Here is a 14,735-nt window from a genome sequence, read left to right on the forward strand (position 1 = left end):
AGGTGCAAGCACCTCTTCGTTTCCGCTCGACTTGCATGTGTTAGGCCTGCCGCCAGCGTTCAATCTGAGCCATGATCAAACTCTTCAATTAAAAGTTTTTTATTCTCTACCTAATGAAAGGCGAAGATTCAGCTCAATGAATACTGATTTTGATATCTGTCGATATCGAATTGACTGTGCTGAATAAATTAAATTTATTCCGTTGGTCACTCAGCTCAATTGAGACTCTAAATTTGTTTGCGTCATTCAGTGAAACTGAAATCGGCTGTTAGAACTCAATCTGTACGAGTGCCCACACAGATGATTGCTTCATATTTTTAAAGAACGTTTTAGGCTTTCGCCTCGGAAGCTTTACTCCCGTTCAGGGCTGCGCATTCTACGCTTTCCTGATTTTGTGTCAACACTTAATTTTAAGTTTTTTAATTCGCTTTAAACTAAGTTTTATTTGACTGCCTAACACCGCGTTTAGCTCGTTATCCGTTGCTGTCTGCCGTGTCAGTGGGAGCGCATTATAGGGAGAAACAAAATCAACGCAACCCCTTTTTTAAATAAAACAGCAAAAAATATTACCTCAAGACACTCCCCACAACTTAACCACCACTTACCCACAAAACTCTGTGGATAACCCTGCTTTTCGAACATAAACTAACCGATTATGTGGCTCTTTTATCTATATACCCTAATTCACTAAAAATCTCGCGACCTATGTGCTAGATTGCCGCGCTATTCTCATACTAACTAAAGGTACACGTGTTATGACCGAAATCGCTAATACTATTAGCGGCCTTATTTGGGGGCATGTGCTGGTATATTTGCTAATCGCTGCTGGCCTATTCTTTACTGTGCGATTGGGCTTTATTCAATTTAGAGACTTTGGCCATACTTTTAAGGTTATGTTTAACAGCCGTCAAGGCGCGCAAGGTGGGATATCCTCATTCCAAGCATTTTGTACGTCACTTGCTGCACGCGTTGGCACCGGCAATATGGCCGGGGTGGGTGTTGCTCTGTATTTAGGTGGTCCCGGTGCGATATTTTGGATGTGGCTTATTGCTTTAATTGGTATGGCCACAAGTTTTGCCGAAAGCACATTAGCCCAAGCGTATAAAGTGAAGGATGAACACGGCAATTTTCGTGGTGGTCCGGCCTACTACATGGAAAAAGGCTTGGGTAAACGCTGGATGGGCGTTGCTTTTTCATTATGCTTAATTCTTGCGTTTGGTCTGGTGTTCAATGCCGTACAAGCAAACTCTATTGCGGCGGCTTTTAATGAGGCCTTTGCTATCCCCAATTACGTTGTCGGCATCGCCTTAGTTATCGGTTCTGGCTTTGTCATATTCGGTGGCTTAAAAACCATTGCTCGCTTTGCAGAATTGGTTGTGCCCTTTATGGCACTGGCTTATTTAGTGCTAGCACTATATGTGTGCGCGGTTAATCTTGAGCAGCTTCCTCAGGTTTTTATGGTCGTTATCAACCATGCGTTTGGTATTGAGCAAGCCGGAGCGGGTGCCATTGGCTATGGAGTCATGCAGGCGATGATCCAAGGCATAAAACGCGGCTTATTCTCTAACGAAGCTGGTATGGGTAGTGCGGCTAATGCAGCGGCAACAGCTACCCCCAACCCACCGCATCCTGCATCCCAAGGTTACGTACAAATGTTAGGGGTGTTTATCGATACTATAGTGATCTGCTCCGCCACCGCCGCGCTTATATTGCTCTCAGGGCAGCTGGCCCCAGGCTCTGGCTTGACTGGGATCGCTCTTACACAAAATGCTTTAGTTACACACGTTGGTGAATGGGGCGCTATTTTTGTAGCCGTTGCCATCTTATTTTTTGCCTTTACTTCCATTGTTGCAAATTACTCTTACGCAGAAACTAACCTGTTATTTTTAGAACATAATCACGAGAAAGGTATGCTGATTTTCCGCGCCTTGGTATTGGCTATGGTGATGTTTGGTTCTTTAGGTGAGATAAAGCTCGTATGGACCCTCGCCGATATCTCAATGGGAATGATGGCCATTATTAATGTCATTGCATTGTTTATGCTTTCGGGCGTCGTGATTTGGCTGAGTAAGGATTACCAACAACAACGAAAACAAGGTGTCGTACCCACCTTTGATAAAAACAAACACCCCAAGTTAGCACAAGAAGTCGACCCCGACTCTTGGTAAAAACGCTTGGTAACAAAAAAGGAGCTTCACGCTCCTTTTTTGTATTTAAGGCAGCTGTGCCCCTAGTTTTGCTAGTGCTATTTTTAGCTCAGCAACTATTTCGTCAGTGCTTTGCATAGAAAGCTCATTCAGCGAGCCGATCAGTGCACTGTTTTGCTCATAGCTGGTTGCTACTATTGCTAAGTTATTGGTATCAACGATGCGCGAAGTGATCTCAACTTGATGGAAAGCTTGAGAGCGATTGGCATGATTGCTAATCACTTCCCCCTCTATCACACCGTCCGCGTTCACCTTTTTAGCCAGTTCAAAAAGCACTTCTCGCGAGTGTTGCTCATATTGCTCTTTGCAAATCATGCTGTTTAAGCAGCATATCGACGTTGTAACTATGGATAACAGTGATCCCAGCGAGCGTGCTCAATTGCTAATCTACACGCTTGTTTACTGTGCGCTCGCTACTGTCTCCGCTAAATGGCGCAACGATCACAGTATGCCACTGCTGCTGCTCATAACGTGGGTTAAATTTAACTGCGGTGCACGAGCACAACAAGACAATACTAGGAAAAAGTAGGAATATCCGTTTCACTTGTATAACGGCCACGACATTAAACTGAATGCCAATATACAAAATAACTGTAAGTAAAAAGGGATTTATTATGGAGGCGGAACCCGGAGTCGAACCGAGGTAGACGGATTTGCAATCCGCTGCATAGCCACTCTGCCATTCCGCCGTAGAGATATGATTTTAGCATGTTATTAAGAATTGGAGCGAGTAACGAGGTTCGAACTCGTGACCTCAACCTTGGCAAGGTTGCGCTCTACCAGCTGAGCTATACTCGCAATTCTAAATATATAAGTGCCACCTTATACTCATTGCCGAAGCAATGCGAGAAAATGGTGCCCGGGGCCGGACTTGAACCGGCACGCTGTTACCAGCGAGGGATTTTAAATCCCTTGTGTCTACCAATTCCACCACCCGGGCGGATGGCTGACATGCTGTCATACACACGTTAAGTAGATTGGAGCGAGTAACGAGGTTCGAACTCGTGACCTCAACCTTGGCAAGGTTGCGCTCTACCAGCTGAGCTATACTCGCAATCCTAACTGTATAAGAGCTAACTTATACTCATTGCCGAAGCAATGTTAGCAAATGGTGCCCGGGGCCGGACTTGAACCGGCACGCTGTTACCAGCGAGGGATTTTAAATCCCTTGTGTCTACCAATTCCACCACCCGGGCTCGGGTTGCTATACGCGTGTGGAAACGTTGAGATATGGAGGCGGAACCCGGAGTCGAACCGAGGTAGACGGATTTGCAATCCGCTGCATGGCCACTCTGCCATTCCGCCATCAATGATTGGAGCGAGTAACGAGGTTCGAACTCGTGACCTCAACCTTGGCAAGGTTGCGCTCTACCAGCTGAGCTATACTCGCATCATTGAACACTGTTTATAACGTTTAGTTAAAGCAGTGCTGGGCTAGCGCCCTCTCAACACCGACGCATTCTACAGAGATTATTAAACGCGTCAATACAAAAAATATGGGTTTTGAATCGTTTGCTTAATTTTTATCTAAAACGGCGTGTTATTATACATTTAGCCTTCTTTAGCGAAGAAGCTATGGCGCGCAGCCATGAGATACTGCACCATAGAGCCAAAGGTCAGAATAGTCGCTATGTATAATAGAATATAACTCAAGGTCACCATCCAAGGCTGAAATTGCCAAATCAGGCCAATAATGGCGAGCATTTGCGCCGCTGTTTTCACCTTACCAAGTTGGGATACCGCTACCTCACCACGCTTACCCTGCTCCGCCATCCACTCTCTTAAAGCCGAGATCACTATTTCGCGGCCGATAATAATCAACGCCGGTACGGTCATCCACGCACTTTGATAGTGGCCAACTAACACCACCAGGGCTGCACTGACCATTACTTTATCGGCAACAGGGTCTAAAAACGCACCGAACGGCGTCGACTGATTTAAACGCCGAGCTAGATAGCCATCAAGGATATCGGTGATCGACGCTAGCCAAAATACAAATGCTGCTGCGAAAAACGCCCATTGACTTGGTAGATAGAAGATAAATAAAAAAATTGGGATTAAACACAACCTAAAGGCTGTTAGGGTATTGGGAATGTTCCACATAACTACTAGGCGTTCTTAGCGTTTTCTTTTCAGTAATATTCGCACGAAGGGCTATGCCTTGTCATGCAAATGGTTAAATATCTTTTCCGCCATCGCGGGACTGATCCCTGGCGCTTGGCTGAGCTGCTCAATTGTCGCGCTTTTCACGCCTTGCATACCACCGAGGTATTTTAGCAGAGCTTGGCGACGCTTTTGCCCTACGCCACCGATTTCCTCAAGCACTGATTGATTACGCTGCTTCTGGCGCTTGTTGCGGTGTCCAGCAATGGCAAAACGGTGTGACTCATCACGAATATGTTGAATAAGATGCAACGCCGGTGAATCACTGCCAAGAGATACGGTTTTTCGCCCGGCATCAATCAATAACGTTTCTAAACCTGGCTTTCGGCTAGTGCCTTTAGCGACGCCGACAAGCAAGGGCATTTTTGCAAACGACCAATCACTAAAAAACGCCACGGCTTGGTTCAATTGTCCCTTACCACCGTCAATAAAAATGACATCCGGGATCTTGCTCTCGTCAGTCAGCTTGCCATACCGTTTATTGAGCGCAAAGGCCATCGCGGCATAATCATCACCAGGGGTAATGCCGGTGACATTAAAACGCCTATATTCACTCTTATTGGGCCCTTGACGGTCAAACACCACGCATGATGCCACCGTGTTTTCACCCATGGTGTGGCTGATATCAAAACACTCCATACGAGCGATATCATCAAGGTGTAGCGCCTCTTTAAGTAGTGCGTAGCGCTTATTGATAGCATCTTGCGTGCTTTGCTGCACCTCTAAGCTAGAGTCGGCATTTTTGTTCGCTAACTGCAGATACTGAGCACGTTCACCACGATGCACTGTATTGAGCTTTACTTGTGCGCTTTTAAGCTCACTCATAGCATTGCTCAACGGTTGCTGCTCATCAATTGCAAAAGGCAGCACCAATTCTTTCGCGATACGTCCAGTCGCTCCTGGCGCACAATAATACTGGGCAATAAAAGACGTTAAAATTTCGTCATCGCTGGAGTCTTTTGGCACTTTGGGGTACAACGTTTTGCTGCCCATCACTTTGTGATCGCGCACCATGAGAATATGCACCGCAACCATGCCATTACGGCGACAATAACCAAGGGCATCTAGCTCAGCGTGCTTTCCGGACACTGACTGCTGCTCTTGTACTTTACGTAACAGCTGGATTTGGTCACGGTACTTGGCGGCTTTTTCAAAGGCGAGTTGCTCACTGGCGTGTTCCATTTTAGCCACCAATGAACTTATTACCTCATGGGATTTGCCACCGAGAAACTTACGTACGTAGTCTACTTGGGCGCTGTACTCTTCATCACTGACTTTGCCAACACAAGGCGCACTGCAGCGTTTAAGTTGGTACTGCAAACAAGGACGACTGCGTGCTTTGTAGTAGCTGTCTTCACATTGACGTACGGGAAACAACTTTTGCATCAAACGCAGACTTTCAGAAACGGCGCCAGCACTTGGAAAGGGACCAAAGTATTCACCTTTGATTTTACGCGCACCGCGATGGAAAGCTAATCTAGGGTGTTGATGCTTAGTCAATAAAATGTACGGATAGGACTTATCATCGCGAAGTAAAATATTGTAGCGAGGTTGATACTTCTTGATCAGATTATTTTCTAGTAGCAAGGCCTCGGTTTCAGTATTGGTCAGCGTTACATTGATATCATCAATATTACGCACCAATACTTGCGTTTTAGCATCGAGGCCCGTTTTACGAAAATAGCTTGAAAGGCGCTTTTTAAGGTTTTTCGCTTTACCTACGTATATCACTTGCTGCTCACTATCTAGCATGCGATATACGCCGGGTTCTTCAGAGACCGTTTTTAAAAACTGGTCGGCAGCAAAACTCATAGCCAGGATCAGTGGTCGCTATCAATATCTATCATTTTATGGCGAATGGCTAAGTGCGTGAGTTCCACGTCGCCGTTCACAGCCAGTTTTTCGAATATACGATAGCGATAGCTGTTGACCGTTTTTGAGCTCAGATTTAATCGGTCGGCGATGCTTTGCACCTTTTCGCCTCGCGTAATCATCAGCATAATTTGCAGTTCGCGATCTGAGAGAGTTTGAAATGGGTTTTCGTCGGTACGACCACTGAACTGCGCCAACGCAATTTGCTGAGCAATTTGTGGCGCAATATAGCGTTGACCGGAGTTCACTGCGCGAATCGCATTAACCACTTCTTCAGGGCCTGCCCCTTTGGTGAGGTAACCGTGAGCGCCAATTTGCATGACTTTACTAGGGAAAGGGTCTTCGCAATGAACAGTGAGCACAATCACTTTAACATCAGGACAGTAACGGCAGATCTTCTTCGTGGCCTCGAGACCGCCAATGCCCGGCATATTCATGTCCATTAGTACGATGTCTGGCTCATTTTGACGGCAGAACTGCACCGCCTCTTCACCAGTTTTTGCTTCACCGATAACCTTAAAACCGCGAACATCATCAAGGATGCGCTTTATCCCGGTACGCACCAGTTCATGGTCATCTACTAGCAGTACATTAATCAACAGGAAAACCCTCTTTATACACGTGTAGTTACAGCTGTTTTGTACAATAACTACACGTATTATTCTTACACCCTAAATCAAGCACTTGTTTTATCAGAAAAACGGTCAACCCACAATGCTATGATACCATCACCGGTCACATTACAGGCCGTGCCAAAGCTATCTTGAGCCAAATATAATGCGATCATTAATGCAATTGCTGCATCAGTGAACCCAAGCATACTGGTTAATAGCCCCAGTGCCGACATAACCGCACCGCCTGGTGCCCCAGGGGCTGCGATCATCACTATACCTAACATTAGTACAAATGGCAGCATTTCCGTCAAGCTTCCTATCGCCATTGTCGGTGATAGTGCCATCACCGCCATGGCACAGGTGACGATGGTAATGGTCGAGCCAGAGAGGTGGATGGTCGCACATAGCGGTACACTGAAATTAGCAATGTGTTCTTTTACGCCATTATCTTTACTGGCTTTGAGCGATACCGGGATGGTCGCGGCACTGGACATCGTACCAAGCGCGGTTAAATAAGCGGGCAGCATATTCTTTAATAACATCCAAGGTGAGCGCCCTAACAATAATCCAGTGCCAATGTACAGCACACTTAGCCATACCCAGTGCATAACCAGAGCGATGGCAAGGACAACGGCAAAAGTTTGTAACGTTGAGGCTACGGTGCCGGCAACGGTCATGTCAGCGAACACCCCGGCAATATAAAATGGTAACGCTGGGATGATGACTTTAGAGAGTAACCCGTCAATCACTTCTTTCCCTTGATCAACCACTTGTTGTAACTGTGTCAGCTGACGCTGACTGATACCTATGCCAAAGGCGAATGCCGCCACTAATGCACTCATCACCCCCATCAACGGCGGTATCTCTATATCAATAAAGCTACTCAGAGCCGATTCTTCACCGCCATGAAAATTGATTGAACCACTTATATAAGGGGCGGCCCAAGTCATAACAATGATTGCCAAGGTCCCTGCTACCACTGTCGAACCATAAGCAAACCCTACTGTGCGGCCAAGTAAATGATTCGCCCCTTTGGGCAGCCCAGCGATGCCTGAACAAATAAAAAATAAAATAATAAGTGGAATGGTAAAGCCTATCAGCTCGCCGATAAGCACTTTGGCAGTATACAAAGCCCGTGCTACAGCCTCCGGTGCAAAGGCGCCGATTAGCATTCCAAGGACAATGCCAGCAACCAATTTAAGTATTAGTTTCATGATGGTTTAGCAGTAATGAATAATGCCACCTGTTTTAACATTTTTTGCCATCAATGTATGGAAAAACCGCTGAGCATAAAGCTAAGTGTCTAATCATTGAGCACCTGTGCGGTTTTTCGCACTGAATCGCAACTGAACGAATATATTTTGTTTACACCCTGCTAACTTGTTACAACAGCGCCATCAATAATCATCACTTGGACATGTTGTGCTTTTGTCTCGTTTTCTCGCAGGTCGCCTTGCTGTTTTAGCCATGGCCGTTACTCCCTTTATTGTATTGGCTAAAACGGCACAGCCGGCACTCAATATCCCCTACCTCGCTGATGCAGCGACTATTGATGGTCGCTTGGATGAGCCGCAATGGCAACAGGCTAAGCGCATCAGTGTAAATAACATCACTTGGCCCTATGAAAATAAACCATCACCGGTGAGTACCACCGCGCTGATTTATGAAAATGACGATACCCTCTATTTAGGGTTTATCGCCGAGGACCCCCACCCAGAGGAAATTCGTGCCTTTTATCGCGATCGTGATAGCGCTTGGGATGATGACTTAGTAGGGATAAAACTGGACACCTATGGCAGTGCCAAGCTGGCCTATCAGTTTTTTGTCAATCCGCTTGGAGTTCAACAAGACTCTATCGAAAATGAGTTGAGTAAAACTGAAAACAGTGCCTGGGATGGCATTTGGGATAGCGCAGGCCATATCACCGCTCAAGGATACCAGGTGGAAATAGCCTTACCTATGCGTATGTTTAACTTCGATGACGCACCACGCAGCCAAGCCATGACCATGGAGTTAGTGCGCTTTTATCCACGAAATGAGCGCCTTCGCCTTTCAAGTATGCAATTGGACCATGGTAATCACTGCTGGATATGCCAAATGCCGCAAGTGAACGGTTTTGCTAATGCCGAACAAAGCAGTAATCTCACCGTTGTCCCCTCCTTGGTGCTTAACCAACAGCAACAACGCGACATCAATGGCGCGGTCCTAAAGCCTTGGCAAAAAGACGATAACATTGAGCCAAGCTTAGACCTGAAATGGGGGATCACCCCAGATTTAACGCTCAATGCCACTGTTAATCCCGACTTCTCACAAGTAGAGGCCGATGTTGCACAGCTCAACGTCAATGAAAGCTTTAGCTTATTCTTCCCAGAAAAGCGCAGCTTCTTTTTAGATAATGCCGACTATTTTGCTTCGAATTTAAACTTAATTTATACCCGAAATATCGCCGCGCCTGGCGCAGGAGCGAAACTAACCGGAAGCAAGAATGGCCACACCGTGGCCGCATTTATCAGTAACGATGAGCAAACCAATGTGCTTATACCGGGTAATTTAGGTTCTCGAGTTGTGAGTTTAGAGCAACATTCACAAGCCGGGGCGCTGCGCTATCGTTACGATATCAGTAGTGCGTTTTCCCTGGGTGCCAGTTCGACGTTCAGACGCAGTGACGATTACCACAACGAAATGCTGAGCATCGATAGTAAATATCGGTTTGACGACTTCACCACCTTGGTGGTGCAAGCTCTGGCATCGCAAAGTGACTATAGTGAGGACTTCATTGAGCAATTATGTGATGCCGATGAACCTTGCCAAGCGCCACCCGCACAACCTTGTGATAGCCGCTATGACTGCAGTTATTCGGAAGCTTTGCTACGTGTGAACGAGCAGCGCTATGATGGCTATGGGTATTATTTAAGCTTGGATAGAGACACCAAATACTACAGCCTGTTTGGTAATTATCATATGCGCAGCCGTGGACTGCGTGCGGATTTAGGCTTTCTTAGTGAAACTGACTTCAACAAGTTTACCACCGGTGGTGAATACCGTTGGTACGCCGAGCAAGACGCATGGTGGAATCGCGCCCGATGGTATGCAAATTGGGATATCACCCACAACCAAGCAGGCGAGTTAATAGAAAAAGAGGCGCAAAGCTTTGTTTCACTTGACGGCCCCTGGCAAAGTTATCTAGAGCTTGGCACCATTAGTCGAGAGCGGCGTGGGTTACGAGCCGATCCATCATCCCTAGCAATCGACGGTAATAGTGCGCGCTTCAACGAAAACGAAATAAACCTCTTTGCGTCCATCAAACCCAGCGCCGGTGTTGTTGCTGATATCGATGTGACGCAAGGTAATAAGGTTGATTTGGCCAATAACCGTTTGGGTGAGTTTGTGCGTATTCGCCCCACTGTGAATTACAATATCAATTCGCATCTAGCGCTGCGCTTGCGCCACACCTACGAGGATTTGCAACGTCGCTCAGGTGAGGACATCTTCAGCGCTAATTTAAGTGACTTGCGCTTAACCTATCAATTTAATTTACGTAGCTTTTTGCGTTTAACCATGATTTATACCGACATCGAGCGCGAGCCCAGTAGCTACGTTAAAGAAGTGGATGTGCGCTATCGAGCATTGAGCACCCAGCTACTCTACTCTTATAAACTCAATCCACAGTCTGTGGTGTTTGTAGGTTACTCAGACAGTGGCTACCAGGACGATGACTTATCACGGCTGGAAAAAGATAATCGTACACTGTTTGCAAAATTCAGTTACGCTTGGATTTTGTGATATAAGAAACTACATTTATATACCTCTTCGTTATAACTGATTGGCTATATCATATAGCCAATCTTTCCTTTAGTTTTCATAAACAGTGAGTAAAGTGAGGGTATACAGCGACAAACCCGTTAGGTATTGAATATGTCAAAGATTTACGAAGATAACTCCCTATCCATTGGTAACACCCCGTTAGTAAAACTTAACCGTGTTACCGGTGGTAATGTTTATGCCAAAGTAGAAGCTCGCAACCCAAGCTTCAGCGTCAAGTGCCGTATTGGTGCTTCAATGATTTGGGAAGCGGAAAAATCAGGACAACTGACTAAAGATAAAGAGCTTATCGAGCCAACATCAGGAAATACCGGAATTGCCCTCGCTTTCGTTGCGGCCTCTCGAGGTTACAAGTTGACGTTGACCATGCCCAACAGCATGAGTTTGGAGCGTCGTAAGCTACTCAAAGCGCTAGGTGCTAATTTAGTGCTCACCGAAGGCCCTAAAGGCATGAAAGGTGCGATTGAGAAAGCCAAAGAAATTCATGACAGCGATCCTGATAAATACATTCTGTTACAGCAGTTTGAAAACCCAGCTAACCCGAAAATTCACTTCGAGACAACGGGTCCAGAGATCTTTGATGCACTCGATGGTGAAGTCGACTTCTTCATTGCTGGTGTCGGCACTGGCGGTACTATCACCGGCGTAAGCCGCTATCTTAAGCAAGAGAAAGGCTTAAATGTGCAATCTATTGCTGTTGAGCCAACGGATTCTCCAGTGATCAGCCAAACAATGGCAGGTCAAGAGGTCAAGCCGGGCCCCCATAAGATTCAAGGTATTGGTGCTGGTTTTATTCCTGGTAACCTAGATTTAGAGTTGTTAGATGGGGTTGAACAAGTCAGTAATGATGACGCCATCGCTATGGCACATGAACTGATGAAAAACGAAGGGATCTTAGCTGGTATTTCATCTGGTGCTGCTGTGGTCGCTGCTAAGCGTCTTGCTGAAAAGCCAGAGAATGCTGATAAAAACTTCGTGGTTATTCTGCCAAGCTCTGCCGAGCGCTACCTTTCAAGTCCGTTGTTTGCTGGTGAGTTCAGTGATCAGGAACTTGAGCAGTAAAGCCAAGAGCCATTCTTTATTCTGAAAAAAAGGCGCTTTAGCGCCTTTTTCTTTACATATTTTCGATTGCCCCTCACACTTTATTCCAGTTTATAGCCTTTATTAAATACAGTGGAATGAAACGTACTTTACTTCTTGCTCTGATACTTTTATTGACTGCCTGCGGCCAAAACGACGATGATATTACAGGCGATCCTAACTCTCCGGGTTACGTGGCAACTCAGTACTTCTATGCGTTGTACAACCACGATAACCTTGAGCGCGCCACACAATATGCGACCCCAAAATTAGCGCGTATTATGCGCTCCTACGGTACGGCATCACAATTCACTCGTAACCTAGTTAATTTACAATATGATCAGGTCACCATTGAGTTAGACCGTACCGAGATGAGTGTTCGCCAACAATACGGTGACCGCGCTACTATCAATTTAGTATTCACCGGGCACTTTCATGGCAACCAAGTCGATGATATGCGCAGTGTGAAGATGATCCGTGAACGCGGTGATTGGCTGGTGAGTGAGATTGTCCCCGACCCTTACGGTCGTTAGTAAAAAAGGCCGCTTTTGCGGCCTTTTATTGTCTCTAATCACTCAAACTCTTGCGCGGCAAAGACATCCACAGCGATGACCTCTTGCCTTAGTGACTCAGCCGCAATCAGTTGCTCGCTCTGCTCAGCACTAAGCTTATTCTTAGCCCGTGCATCTTCAATTAGCTGCATCATCGTCAGCCCTTGAATCTCTCCTTTTTTACGCAACTTATGAACCTCACGATATCCTTGAGCTGCATGTTGTTGCGCTTCTAAAGCTTTATCCAGCACCGCTGTACCATTGCTGTCATCAACCACACATAAATGCGTGAGGCGCTCACGTACGACGCCACTGCGAGTCATATGCTGCGCAACTTGCTTAGCGACCTCATCTTTAGGCATTTTAAAATGATTGCCCAGTGGTAGTACCACGGCACGAACAGCCAACGACAGGGGCCAGCTTCCTAGGTTGTAGATAAATTCATCAAAGGCTTTGGCGCACAGGTAAAGGCTACGCTCAACACTGTATTGTACAAATGGCAAATCGGCGTGTTGATGGCCCTCATCTTGGTAGCGCTTAAGTACTGCAGAGGCGAGGTACAAGTGGCTGAGCACATCACCCAAACGAGCCGACAGCATTTCCCGGCGCTTTAAGTCGCCCCCGAAACGGAGCATGGCAATATCGGCACAAAATGCCAGTGCTCTGGAGAAGCGCCCTAGATAGCGGTAGTATTTGGCTGTCGCTCCACCGACGGGCGCCTTGGCAAAATAACTACCAGTGAGCGCATGCACAAACGACATAACGCCATTGCCAGCACTGTATAACATATGCTGGCAAAGCAGCGGATCAAACTCACGCACCCCTTTCTCTTCATCATCAAGCCCTGCAGCAACCATTTCATCAATCACATAGGGGTGGCAGCGGATCGCGCCTTGCCCAAAAATCATTAGGTTCCGGGTAAGAATATTGGCTCCTTCTACGGTGATCGATACCGGTGTGCCCATATAACAATGGGCGAGATAATTATTGGGGCCCATTTGAATGCCCTTGCCGGCGTGTATATCCAAGGCATCGTTGATCACTTGGCGGCCCATCTCGGTCATATGATACTTAGCGATGGCGGTGATCACCGAGGGGCTTAATTTTTGGTCTATCGCCGTTGCGGTCAAGACCCGCGTAGCTTCTAATTGATAGGTTAATCCGCCGATGCGAGCGAGGGCTTCTTGTATTCCCTCAAACTCGCCAATTGCGACACCAAATTGTTGCCTTAGCGCTGCGTAAGCGCCACTGGTGCGCGCACTCAAGTGCCCGGTTGCCGTGCTCAGCGCTGGCAATGAAATACCACGCCCTGCACTTAAACATTCCACTAGCATGCGCCAACCGTTGCCTGCTTGCACTTCACCACCGATAATCCACTCAAGTGGAATGAAGACATCTTTCCCTTCTGTGGTGCCATTTAAAAAGCCCATATTCATGGGTTTATGCCTGTCGCCAGTGCGTACTCCGGGGTGGTCGGTGGGGATCAATGCACAGGTAATACCGATATTTTTTGTTGTTCCTAATAATCCGTCGGGGTCGAACATTTTAAAGGCCAAGCCCAATACTGTCGCGCGCGGTGCCAAGGTGATATAGCGCTTTGACCAGTTTAGGCGTAAACCCAGCACTTCCTTACCGGCAAATTCGCCTTTGCATACAACCCCAGTATCTGGAATGGCACCGGCATCCGAACCTGCTTCTGGACCGGTTAAGGCAAAACATGGCAGTGCTTCGCCTTTGGCAAGCTTTGGTAACCACTGTTGTTGTTGTGACAAGGTGCCATAATGAAGCAGAAGCTCAGCGGGCCCTAAGCTATTGGGCACCATGACAGTCACCGCAGCACTTAGGCTTTTACTGGCAATTTTGGCAACAATAGTTGAGTTGGCCAATGCCGAGAAGTCATGGCCACCGTGCTCTTTGGGAATAATTAGGGCGAAAAACCCCTCATCCTTTAGGTACTGCCACACGGACTCTGGCATGTCCTGTTGTGCGGTAATGGTTTCATCATCAAGCATGGCGCACAGCTCAACGACTTGGTTATCAATAAACTCACGTTCTTCAGCACTTAACTGTGAGGTTGCATACTGGTGCAATTGGTGCCAATCGGGGTTGCCGCGAAAGAGCTCCCCATCCCACCAGATATCGCCCGCTTCCATGGCATCTCGCTCTGTCGCAGACAGCGGCGGTAATGCTTGTTTAAACCACTTGAAAACTGGTCGAGTAACAATGCTCATGCGAATATCTCGTACTGCGAAAATAACGATCACAGCTACGATGATTAATAAAACTAACCACATCATCTTGTGTTCCTTGATACCGTAAAGGGTGTTTTTCAGTATGGACGAACGGCAAATATTTACAATCCCTTCAATGTACTAGCCGAGTGCTCTGACTATCTATAATAATTTACCCCCTCTGCGTACGCTGCT

The 14,735-nt window shown here is 46.8% G+C and carries 10 protein-coding genes, 7 tRNA genes and 1 rRNA gene; 4 read left to right on the top strand and 14 right to left on the bottom strand.

Annotation, left to right across the window (positions count from 1 at the left end; all coding sequences use genetic code 11):
* A 16S ribosomal RNA gene (locus MHM94_RS13695) occupies positions 1 to 91 on the bottom strand; the annotation flags it as partial.
* 664 nt (positions 92 to 755) lie between these two features.
* Here MHM94_RS13695 and MHM94_RS13700 point away from each other — a divergent pair.
* On the top strand, positions 756 to 2,168 hold the full coding sequence (locus MHM94_RS13700; protein ID WP_045978058.1) for a sodium:alanine symporter family protein: 1,413 nt from the start codon (positions 756 to 758) through the stop codon (positions 2,166 to 2,168).
* Positions 2,169 to 2,213: 45 nt separating this feature from the next.
* Here the strand turns inward: MHM94_RS13700 and MHM94_RS13705 are convergent, their stop codons facing one another.
* The 12 genes from MHM94_RS13705 to MHM94_RS13760 all read right to left on the bottom strand — a co-directional run bounded on the left by MHM94_RS13705 (position 2,214) and on the right by MHM94_RS13760 (position 8,070).
* Positions 2,214 to 2,522, bottom strand: a complete 309-nt coding sequence (locus MHM94_RS13705) for a hypothetical protein (protein WP_235419632.1) — start codon at positions 2,520 to 2,522, stop codon at positions 2,214 to 2,216.
* A gap of 300 nt (positions 2,523 to 2,822) precedes the next feature.
* Positions 2,823 to 2,896: transfer RNA gene (locus MHM94_RS13710), tRNA-Cys, on the bottom strand.
* Positions 2,897 to 2,929: 33 nt separating this feature from the next.
* Positions 2,930 to 3,005: transfer RNA gene (locus tag MHM94_RS13715), tRNA-Gly, on the bottom strand.
* A gap of 55 nt (positions 3,006 to 3,060) precedes the next feature.
* A tRNA-Leu gene (locus MHM94_RS13720) sits at positions 3,061 to 3,147 on the bottom strand.
* 38 nt (positions 3,148 to 3,185) lie between these two features.
* Positions 3,186 to 3,261: transfer RNA gene (locus tag MHM94_RS13725), tRNA-Gly, on the bottom strand.
* Between the two features lie 55 nt (positions 3,262 to 3,316).
* Positions 3,317 to 3,403, bottom strand: a tRNA-Leu gene (locus MHM94_RS13730).
* A gap of 35 nt (positions 3,404 to 3,438) precedes the next feature.
* Positions 3,439 to 3,512, bottom strand: a tRNA-Cys gene (locus tag MHM94_RS13735).
* A 9-nt stretch (positions 3,513 to 3,521) separates the two neighbouring features.
* Positions 3,522 to 3,597 (bottom strand) — tRNA-Gly (locus tag MHM94_RS13740).
* Between the two features lie 161 nt (positions 3,598 to 3,758).
* Entirely contained in the window at positions 3,759 to 4,310 is a 552-nt protein-coding gene (gene pgsA, locus MHM94_RS13745; protein WP_022944538.1) for a CDP-diacylglycerol--glycerol-3-phosphate 3-phosphatidyltransferase, read from the bottom strand.
* Positions 4,311 to 4,361: 51 nt separating this feature from the next.
* The gene (gene uvrC, locus MHM94_RS13750; RefSeq protein WP_235419633.1) at positions 4,362 to 6,182 is read right to left on the bottom strand and encodes an excinuclease ABC subunit UvrC; all 1,821 of its coding nucleotides are present in this window, start codon (positions 6,180 to 6,182) and stop codon (positions 4,362 to 4,364) included.
* Positions 6,183 to 6,190: 8 nt separating this feature from the next.
* Positions 6,191 to 6,841: a UvrY/SirA/GacA family response regulator transcription factor gene (gene uvrY, locus MHM94_RS13755; protein WP_022944540.1), complete on the bottom strand. Its 651-nt coding sequence runs from the start codon at positions 6,839 to 6,841 to the stop codon at positions 6,191 to 6,193.
* Positions 6,842 to 6,918: 77 nt separating this feature from the next.
* A complete protein-coding gene (locus MHM94_RS13760; protein WP_022944541.1) occupies positions 6,919 to 8,070 on the bottom strand; it encodes a dicarboxylate/amino acid:cation symporter in 1,152 nt (383 codons plus the stop codon).
* A 208-nt stretch (positions 8,071 to 8,278) separates the two neighbouring features.
* On the opposite strand from MHM94_RS13760, the gene MHM94_RS13765 reads away from it, so the two are divergent.
* The 3 genes from MHM94_RS13765 (at position 8,279) to MHM94_RS13775 (ending at position 12,291) form a co-directional block, all read left to right on the top strand.
* The gene (locus MHM94_RS13765; RefSeq protein ID WP_235419634.1) at positions 8,279 to 10,639 is read left to right on the top strand and encodes a DUF5916 domain-containing protein; all 2,361 of its coding nucleotides are present in this window, start codon (positions 8,279 to 8,281) and stop codon (positions 10,637 to 10,639) included.
* 132 nt (positions 10,640 to 10,771) lie between these two features.
* The gene (gene cysK / locus MHM94_RS13770) at positions 10,772 to 11,740 is read left to right on the top strand and encodes a cysteine synthase A (protein WP_235419635.1); all 969 of its coding nucleotides are present in this window, start codon (positions 10,772 to 10,774) and stop codon (positions 11,738 to 11,740) included.
* A gap of 116 nt (positions 11,741 to 11,856) precedes the next feature.
* Complete coding sequence (locus tag MHM94_RS13775) at positions 11,857 to 12,291, top strand: hypothetical protein (protein WP_022944544.1); 435 nt, start codon at positions 11,857 to 11,859, stop codon at positions 12,289 to 12,291.
* Positions 12,292 to 12,329: 38 nt separating this feature from the next.
* Here MHM94_RS13775 and MHM94_RS13780 read toward each other — a convergent pair whose 3' ends face one another.
* Positions 12,330 to 14,603: an acyl-CoA dehydrogenase gene (locus tag MHM94_RS13780; RefSeq protein WP_235419795.1), complete on the bottom strand. Its 2,274-nt coding sequence runs from the start codon at positions 14,601 to 14,603 to the stop codon at positions 12,330 to 12,332.
* Between the last annotated feature and the right edge of the window lie 132 nt (positions 14,604 to 14,735).

Source organism: Pseudoalteromonas sp. CNAT2-18.1, from assembly GCF_022347865.1.
Lineage (GTDB): Bacteria > Pseudomonadota > Gammaproteobacteria > Enterobacterales > Alteromonadaceae > Pseudoalteromonas > Pseudoalteromonas ruthenica.

Coding starts and splice junctions, on each gene's coding strand:
- MHM94_RS13700 (WP_045978058.1), top strand. CDS start 756: ATGACCGAAATCGCTAATACTATTAGCGGCCTTATTTGGGGGCATGTG.
- MHM94_RS13705 (WP_235419632.1), bottom strand. CDS start 2,522: ATGATTTGCAAAGAGCAATATGAGCAACACTCGCGAGAAGTGCTTTTT.
- pgsA (WP_022944538.1), bottom strand. CDS start 4,310: ATGTGGAACATTCCCAATACCCTAACAGCCTTTAGGTTGTGTTTAATC.
- uvrC (WP_235419633.1), bottom strand. CDS start 6,182: ATGAGTTTTGCTGCCGACCAGTTTTTAAAAACGGTCTCTGAAGAACCC.
- MHM94_RS13760 (WP_022944541.1), bottom strand. CDS start 8,070: ATGAAACTAATACTTAAATTGGTTGCTGGCATTGTCCTTGGAATGCTA.
- cysK (WP_235419635.1), top strand. CDS start 10,772: ATGTCAAAGATTTACGAAGATAACTCCCTATCCATTGGTAACACCCCG.
- MHM94_RS13775 (WP_022944544.1), top strand. CDS start 11,857: ATGAAACGTACTTTACTTCTTGCTCTGATACTTTTATTGACTGCCTGC.
- MHM94_RS13780 (WP_235419795.1), bottom strand. CDS start 14,603: ATGTGGTTAGTTTTATTAATCATCGTAGCTGTGATCGTTATTTTCGCA.